Consider the following 8,216-nt stretch of genomic DNA (forward strand, 5'->3'; position numbering starts at 1 on the left):
GGGAGGGACGGCGACGAGGGTGCATCGTGCCGGACGTGGCGTTCGAGCCGGATGAACGACGGCGGCGCCGGAACCGGGAGGTCCTTCTCGCAACCGCGTGAAGCACGGCGTCCATTCGTCGACCGGGAGCCTGATCCGCATCCGCTGCAGGCGGATGCCGGAGGACATTCGTCCCAGGGGCTGCCGCTCGCGACGGGGCCCGTCGGATGGCGATGACGTGGTGCAATGCGAAGCGATCGGACAATAGTCTCGTCTTCACTCTCGCGACAGCCGACCTCCCCCGTCGTTGGGTGAAGGACCAACAAAAGCGGCCCCGGAAACCCGGGGCCGCAGGACTGGCCTTGCGATGTGGCGCAAGCCGGGTCGGTCAGAACGTGATGCTCCAGCGGTTGAGCGTGCCGGTATCGGCACTGGCATTGTCGGACACCCGCAGGCGCCAGGTGCCGTTCTTCGGTTCGCTGGACAGGTCGACGGTGTACGTGGCGTCGATGTCGTCGGCGCTGCCACCGGTCCGGTTGTGCAGCACGTAGGTGCTGCCGTCCGGTGCGACCAGGGTGACGATGAGGTCGCCGATCCAGGTGTGGGTGATGTCGACATACACCTCGGTCTCGGCCGAGGCATTTCCGCTGGCCCCGGACACGGTGATCGGACTTTCGATGCCGGCCGGCGTGTTGTCCGGAATCGGGAACGGCGTGTCGTTGCTGTAGGTTTCGCTCAGGCCGTGCGTGGCGACCAGGCGCACGCCGGAATACGCTGCGGCACCGTGCAGCAGCACGTAGTACGTGCCGGGCTCGGGATCGGCGATGACGATGGCCTCGTTGTTGCCCGGACGGGTCGAACGCCAGTCGTAAGCCTCTGTCGTCGGCACCTCTTCGTGGCTGACGTACAGCGAGACGTTGCCGGTGCCGGCGTACGTGCGGAAGCTCAGCGGCCCGGTTCCGTTTTCCGGCACCACCAGGCGGTACAGCGTGGCACTGCCGGCGGCGTCGGAAAGCCCGTTCACCGTCTCGCCGTTCACCAGGTCGATGGCATCCGGAACGGCCGCCACTGCGACCGTGGCCGAGTGCGAGTCGGTATTCGCGTCGGCGTCGGTGACCGTCAGGGTGACCTCGTAGCTGCCGTCCGCCGCATACGTATGCACCGGGTTCTCATCGGTCGAGGTGTTGCCGTCGCCGAAGTCCCATGCATGGTCCAGCGTCGCGCCGTCGTCGGTCGAGGTGCTGGTGAAGCTGACGGTCAGCTCCTCCGCCGTCCAGGTGAAGCCGGCCACGGGCAGGGTCGGATCTGTCGGCGTCGAATCCAGGCCGTCGATGAACTCCGCGCCGGTGCCCACCGGATCGAGCCAGGTGCTCAGGCGCGATGCGTCGGTGCCGCCACCGGTCCATGAAGTGAACACGCGGCCGTAGTAGTCGCTGTGGTCGTCGCCGCTGGTGGAGCACGACGCCAGCCCGCCATGCAGCTGGCCGATCACGCGTCCGTCCGGGCTGTACAGCGGCGAACCCGAGGAGCCGCCCTCGGTGGTGCCGGGCTGGTTCCAGAACACGTGCAGGTGGTTGTTGCCGGTGGCGAAGTAGCCGCTGATCAGCAGCGGGTTGGACGAATGGGTGATGCGCTTCTCGGCCACGCGCGGGTGATGGATGCCGGTCGCGCCGGGGAAGGTCATGTCGCGACGGTCCCAGCCGGACCAGTAGAGGTTGAACGCCTCGTCCGCAGGATCGTCGAGTTCGAGCAGGGTGAAGTCGGAGGCCGAGTAGCTGGCCAGCGGCGTCGCGCCGGTCTGGTTCTGCGCCAGGCTGCCGTCGCCGTTCTGGCCGCTGGCCGCGCTGCCCGGCGTGCGGCAGGTCGAGTTCTGGTAGTTCCAGTACACCACGATGCTGGCCGCGGCGTCGGCGGTGCCCATGCTGCAATGGTTCGCGGTCAGGAAGTACATCGCCTGGTCGTTGGCGGTGTTGTTGACCAGCGAGCCGCTGCAGTAGAAGGTGCCGAAACGCGAGTACGCACCGACCGAGCGGATCTGGTCGCGCCAGCCGTCGCCCTCTGGGCAGACCACGTCGATATTGCAGCTGCCGGACACGCCCGCGGGCTGCACCATGCCGGTGCGCGCCAGCCGGTCGAAGCCGACATAGTCGTGATTGACGCTGGTCAGGCGCAGCTTGAGCTCGCCTGCCCGCTCTTTCGGCACCACCACCTCGATCACCGCATGGTCGCCCGATACCACCGGCGTCCAGAGCTTGCGGTGCGGCTTGTTGTCGTCGCTGGTGAAGGTGCGGATCAGTTCCTGGCTGGCATTGCGCGACAGCCCGGCCGGATAGACCAGCATGTGGCCGCCCTCCGGCATGACGTACTCGCTGAAGCCGAAGTTCAGCGACAGCGCATCCTTCGACTGCACCCGCAGGCGCCAGACCAGCCGGTCGCCGACCGCATCCCAGTCGCCCGCGGTGGCGGGCGTGATGTCGACCGCGAGCGGCGCGGCGAACCGCACCGGCGCATTGGTCAGCTTCGCCGCGCGCCGGGCGTCCTCCGCCCGCAACCTGGCGACGTCGACGCCGGGCATGCTGCGCACTTCCACGGTGTGTTCCGCGGGCAGCCTCTCGCTGAAAGCCGCAGGTCGTGCGTCGCCGGGCGCGGCCTGCGCCGCTCCCGCCGCCAGCATGCCCGCGATGATCCAACCGGTGATGCGTTTCATTCCGTCGACTCCTCTTGCGATCGGCTTTCGCCATCAAAAAGAAAAGCGGCACGCCGGTCTCCCGGGTGCCGCCCCTTCCACGTCATCGCCTTGCGGTGATCCTCGAGTGGCGCATCAGAACGTGATGCTCCAGGTGTCGATGTAGCCCGTGTCGCCAGCGGCGTTGTCGTTGACCCGCAGCCGCCACGTGCCGTTGCGCGGCTCGCTGGACAGGTTGACGGTGTAGGTCCCGATGACGTTGTCGGCGCTGCCGCCGCTGCGGTTGTGCAGCACGTACACGCTGCCGTCGGGCGCCAGCAGATCGACCTTCAGGTCGCCGCGATAGGTGTGGCGGATGTCGACCGCCACCGGCGTGTTGCTCGGTGCGTTGCCGGTGCGCCCGGAAACCGCGATCGGGCTTTCGACGGTGCTGTTGTCGGCGATCGGATAATCGGTGCCGTTGCTGTAGGTCTGGGTACCGCCACCGCTGCCGGCGGAGTAGGACCCGGTGAGGGTGACGCCCGAGAACGCGGAGTAGCCGCGCAGCATGACGTGGTAGGTACCCGCCTGCGGCGAGGCGAACGAGCACGACTCGGCGTTGCCGCTGCGGTACGGGCGGCAGTCGTAGGCCGAGGTGGTCGGCGCCGAGCCGAAGCGCACGTAGAGGTCGGCATCGCCGCCGCCACCGGAGGTCGCGATCACCAGGTTGCTGGCGCCGGCCGGGACGTTGATCGTCCAGAACTGCGTGCTTCCCGACGCGCCCGAGATCCCCGTCACCGGCACCCCGTTCTGCAGCACGCTGCCACCACCGCCGCCGCTGCTCACCGTCACCGACTGGGTGCGGGTGTTGCTGGCGCCGTCGTCGTCGGTGACCGTCAACGACACGGTGTAGGTGCCCGCCGCCGAGTACGTCTTGCTGGGGTTGGTCGCGGTGGACGTGGTGCCGTCGCCGAAGTTCCAGCTGCGCGAGGCGATGCTGCCGTCGCTGTCGGTGGAGGTGTCGGAGAACTGCACCGTGAGGCCGCTCGCGGACGAGGTGAAGTTCGCGGTCGGCGGATTGTTCACCGGCGGTGTGCCGCCCATCGCCGCGACAACCGCGGCGTTGGCGTCGACGATGCCGGCGCCGCAGCCACCGCTGCAACTGCCGGGCAGCGGCCGCGCGGTGTTCTTGAGGATGGTCTCGACCTGCGCCGGGGTGAGCGGCGTCGGCGCCACGGACTGCATCAGCGCGACGACGCCCGCCACGTGCGGGGCGGCCATCGAGGTGCCCTGGAACGAGGCGTAGGACTCGGTGGTCGGGCTGGTGCTGCCGGCGTTCACCGTCGACCACACGCCCTCGTTCGGCGTCGCGGTGGAGGTGCAGCCGGTGTTGCTGGCATTGGGCACGCAGGTCTCGCCGCCGGGTGCGGTGACGTCGATCAGGCTGCCGTAGTTGGAGTACCAGGCGCGGTTGCCCTGGCGGTCGTTGGCAGCCACCGAGACGATGTTGGCGCAGTTGCCGGGCGAAAAGCCCGAGACGTTGGCGTTGTCGTTGCCGGCGGCGATGACGATCGTGCTGCCGCGGTTGACCGCCGCATTGATCGCGTTCTGCCACGACGTGGAGCACGCGCCGGAGCCGCCCAGGCTGAGGTTGATCACCTCGGCCGGGTTGGCGTTGGCCGGCACCCCCGACACGCTGCCGCCCGACGCCCAGGCGATCGCATCGATGATGTCCGAATCGTAGCCGCCGCCGCGGCCCAGCACGCGAACCGGCACGATCTTCGCGTTGAAGGCGACGCCCGCACCGCCGTTGCCGTTGTTGGTGACCGCGGCAACGGTGCCGGCGACATGGCTGCCGTGCCAGCTCGAGGCGTAGCCGCCGTAGTAGTCGCCCGGATCGCTGGGGTCGTTGTCGCGGCCGTTGCCGTCGCCGGCGACCGTGACGTTGGAGATGAAGTCGTAGCCCGGCAGGCGATTGGCGTCGAGGTCGCTGTGGCTGACGATACCGGTGTCGAGCACCGCCACCACCACGCCGGAGCCGGTGGACTTGTCCCAAGCCGACGGCAGGTTCAGCCCGCCGGTCGCCTCGTGGTAATGCCACTGCGAGGCGTAGCGCGGATCGTTCGGGGTCAGCAACGGCTTGTTGATCTTGTCGACTTCGACGTATTCCACGCCCGGATCGGCGGCGAGCTGGCGCATCAGCGTCTCGGCGTCCACGCGATCGAGCTTGCGGTCGACCCGGATCACGTCCGCACCCACGGCCAACCGCCGCTGGTGGGCGATCCGCAGCGCACCCGGTTGCACGCCCGCGGCGCGCAGCGCCGGCGAGGTCCCTACCAGCGCCCGCGCGGCGGCGTCGAGCCCGCGTGCACGGACGGAGGCGTCGTTCCGCTCCGGCGCCCCGGCCTTGTACTTGACGATGAACTGGTCGAACGCCGTGGCCGACTGCAGGCCATCGAGGTCGGCACGACCCGCCATCGCCGGGGCCGCCACGAGGGCGGACAGGGCGGCGGCAGTCGCGGCTGCGAGTACATGCGATCGCACGCGACGCTTGGAGATTTGGGACATCGGATCTACCCCCGGAAAAGGAACAAAGCCGCCTGGGCGGCGATTGCCGGCCTGCACGGGACCAGAGGGTATTGAGGCGTGGAACATCCCTGTGTCTCGCGTCACTCGACATGAATGCGAACTGACACAACCGTCCGCAAACTGACGCTACACGACACCTGAACCGTGCCGCAACGGGCACTTGGGAATCAGTTGCATGTGAAATCGAGACCGTGGTCACGATTCCATCATGTCGACCGCTGTCTGCTGCTTTACAGCATCCCGGTTTCGAGGCGCGCGGCCTCGGACATCATCATGCGGTTCCACGGCGGATCGAACACGAGCTCCACATCGGCCTCATCCACCGTGGGGATCAGCTCGAGCTTGCTGCGCACGTCCTCGACCAGGATCTCGCCCATGCCGCAGCCGGGGGCGGTCAGGGTCATTTTCACGTCGACCGCGCGCTGGCCCTCGCCCAGCGGCCGGACCACGGCCTCGTAGACCAGGCCCAGATCGACCACGTTGATCGGGATTTCGGGATCGAAACAGGTGCGCAGCTGCTTCCATACCAGTTGTTCGACCGCGGCATCGTCGGCGCCATCCGGCAGCGCCAGCGGCTCCGGCGGTTCCTTGCCGATGGCGTCGGCATCCCTGCCGGCGATGCGGAACAGGTTGCCTTCCACGAATACCGTCCAGCTGCCGCCCAGCGCCTGGGTGATGTAGCCGACGCTGCCGGCAGGCAGGGTCACGCCCTCGCCCTGGGGGACCAGGACGGCCTCGCAATCGCGCTCGAAGCGCACCGGTTCGCTGCTGCGGGAGTACATGCGGAATGGATGGGGGCGATGGCCCGTGGTGCAAGCCGCCCATTGTATCGCCGCGGGCCCGGTATCCTGAGCGGCCTTCGCAACGCAGCCTTCCGCATGACGCCACCTCGCCGCCCCGCTTCGTTCGCCTTCGCCATGGCGATGCTGCTGCTCGGCAGCCTCGGCGTCGCCGCAGCCTGGGTGCTGGTGGCGATGGCGCTTGACGCGCAGAGCAGCTGGATGGCGCTGGTCGCCGCTGCGGACGCCGCGCTGATCGTGCGCCTGGTGCGGCTGCGGCCCGGCCTTTCACGGGCGATCTTCGGCGTGGCATCCACGCTGCTCGCAATCCTCGTCGCGAACTGGGCCATCGTCGCGGCCTGGCTCGGCGGGTATATGGGGCTGCTGCCCTGGGAGTCGATGCTCAAGCTGGGGTCGGGCTTCGCGCTGCTGCTGGCGCGCCTGTCGAATTCCGCCACCGATCTGGCCTGGATCGCGGCCGCCCTTGTGGTGGCCGCGATCGCTTCGCGCTGACCCGGGCTCAATGCCCGCCGTCGAGCGCCTTGAGTTCGCTCACCAGCGCGCTGGCCATCTCCGCGCCGTCGCCGTACAGCATGCGCGTGTTGTCGGCGTAGAACAGCGCGTTCTCGATGCCGGCGAACCCGGTGCCCCTGCCGCGCTTGATGACGATGGTGTTCTTCGAGTTCACCACGTCCAGGATCGGCATGCCGTAGATCGGGCTGGCCGGGTCGGTCTTGGCCACCGGGTTGACCACGTCGTTGGCGCCGATCACCAGCGAGACGTCGGTGTTGGCGAACTCCGGGTTGATGTCGTCCATGTCGGCGATCAGGTCGTAGGGCACGCCGGCCTCGGCCAGCAGCACGTTCATGTGCCCCGGCATGCGCCCGGCCACCGGGTGGATCGCGAACTTCACCTTGACCCCGCGCTCGAGCAGCCGCTGCGTCAGCTCCCAGATCTTGTGCTGCGCCTGGGCCACGGCCATGCCGTAGCCGGGCACGATCACCACGCGTTCGGCGAAGGCCATCATCGCCGCGACGTCGGCGGCCTCGATCGGCTTCTGAGAGCCGCTGATCTCGGCCGCCGAAGCCCCGCCGCCGCCGAAGTTGGAGAACAGCACGCTCTTGATCGAGCGGTTCATCGCCTTGGCCATCAGCCGCGTCAGCAGGATGCCCGCCGCGCCCACCATCATGCCGGCGATGATCAGCGCCTCGTTGCCCAGCACGTAGCCTTCGAACGCGACCGCCAGGCCGGTCAGCGCGTTGTACAGCGAGATCACCACCGGCATGTCGGCGCCGCCGATGGGCAGGGTCATCAGCACGCCCAGCGCCAGCGCCACCAGGAAGAACGCGACGATCCAGGGCGCGCCCAGCGACCACACCACCAGCCCGCCCAGCACGATGGCCGCGGCGAACACCAGGAAATTGAACGCCTGCATGCCCGGGAACGCGTAGCGCTTGTCCATGCGCCCGTCGAGCTTGGCCCAGGCGATGATCGAACCCGACAGCGCCACCGAACCGATCAGCCCGCCCAGCACCGCCAGCACCAGCGGGACCGGCCCGCTCGCCTGGCCCGCGGCCGACCAGCGCAGCAGTTCCACGCCGCCGATGGCCGCCGCCGAGCCGCCGCCGAGGCCGTTGTACAGCGCCACCATCTGCGGCATGTCGGTGATCGCGACCCGCTTGCCCGAGATCCACGCGATCGCGGTCCCGATCGCCGTGGCGGCCAGGATCAGCGGGATGTTGTGCAGGTCGGGCAGGAAGAACGTGGCGAGGGTGGCGATGACCATGCCCAGCCCGGCCCAGCGGATGCCGCTGCGCGCGGTCCTGGGTGAGGCCATGCGTTGCAGGCCGAGCAGGAACAACGTGGCCGCGATCAGGTAACTGGTCTTGACCAGCAGGTCGAGGAGGTCGGCGCCGCTCATGCCCCGGGCTCCCTGGACGGAGACGGCTTCGACGACTTGAACATCTCCAGCATCCGCTCGGTCACCACGTAGCCGCCGGCGGCGTTGCCCGCGCCCATCAGCACCGCGACGAAACCGATCGCCTTCTCCAGCGGGGTGTCGGCATGGCCCAGCACCACCATCGCCCCGATCAGCACGATGCCGTGGATGAAGTTGCTGCCCGACATCAGCGGCGTGTGCAGGATCACCGGTACCCGCGAGATGATCACGTGGCCGGCGATGGCCGCCAGCATGAAGATGTACA

6 protein-coding genes are annotated in these 8,216 nt (G+C 68.6%); 1 reads left to right on the forward strand and 5 read right to left on the reverse strand.

Annotated features, from left to right (window positions below):
* Nucleotides 1-367 precede the first annotated feature (367 nt).
* The 3 genes from JMO03_RS04475 to sufT form a co-directional block, all read right to left on the reverse strand.
* Complete coding sequence (locus JMO03_RS04475; protein ID WP_202840723.1) at nucleotides 368-2,686, reverse strand: proprotein convertase P-domain-containing protein; 2,319 nt, start codon at nucleotides 2,684-2,686, stop codon at nucleotides 368-370.
* A 114-nt stretch (nucleotides 2,687-2,800) separates the two neighbouring features.
* Complete coding sequence (locus tag JMO03_RS04480; protein ID WP_425491771.1) at nucleotides 2,801-5,122, reverse strand: S8 family serine peptidase; 2,322 nt, start codon at nucleotides 5,120-5,122, stop codon at nucleotides 2,801-2,803.
* A 341-nt stretch (nucleotides 5,123-5,463) separates the two neighbouring features.
* A complete protein-coding gene (sufT, locus tag JMO03_RS04485; protein WP_202840727.1) occupies nucleotides 5,464-6,015 on the reverse strand; it encodes a putative Fe-S cluster assembly protein SufT in 552 nt (183 codons plus the stop codon).
* Nucleotides 6,016-6,150: 135 nt separating this feature from the next.
* On the opposite strand from sufT, the gene JMO03_RS04490 reads away from it, so the two are divergent.
* Nucleotides 6,151-6,525 (forward strand): hypothetical protein, encoded by a 375-nt coding sequence (locus JMO03_RS04490; protein ID WP_202840730.1) that lies wholly within the window; start codon nucleotides 6,151-6,153, stop codon nucleotides 6,523-6,525.
* A 7-nt stretch (nucleotides 6,526-6,532) separates the two neighbouring features.
* Here JMO03_RS04490 and JMO03_RS04495 read toward each other — a convergent pair whose 3' ends face one another.
* Both JMO03_RS04495 and JMO03_RS04500 read right to left on the reverse strand, forming a co-directional pair.
* The gene (locus JMO03_RS04495; protein WP_202840732.1) at nucleotides 6,533-7,933 is read right to left on the reverse strand and encodes an NAD(P)(+) transhydrogenase (Re/Si-specific) subunit beta; all 1,401 of its coding nucleotides are present in this window, start codon (nucleotides 7,931-7,933) and stop codon (nucleotides 6,533-6,535) included.
* Nucleotides 7,930-8,216: NAD(P) transhydrogenase subunit alpha part 2 (locus JMO03_RS04500; protein WP_202840734.1), on the reverse strand; the 287-nt coding region annotated here is incomplete at its 5' end. The genes JMO03_RS04495 and JMO03_RS04500, both read right to left, overlap by 4 nt.

The organism is Luteimonas saliphila, from assembly GCF_016774335.1.
Taxonomy (GTDB): Bacteria; Pseudomonadota; Gammaproteobacteria; order Xanthomonadales; family Xanthomonadaceae; genus Luteimonas; species Luteimonas saliphila.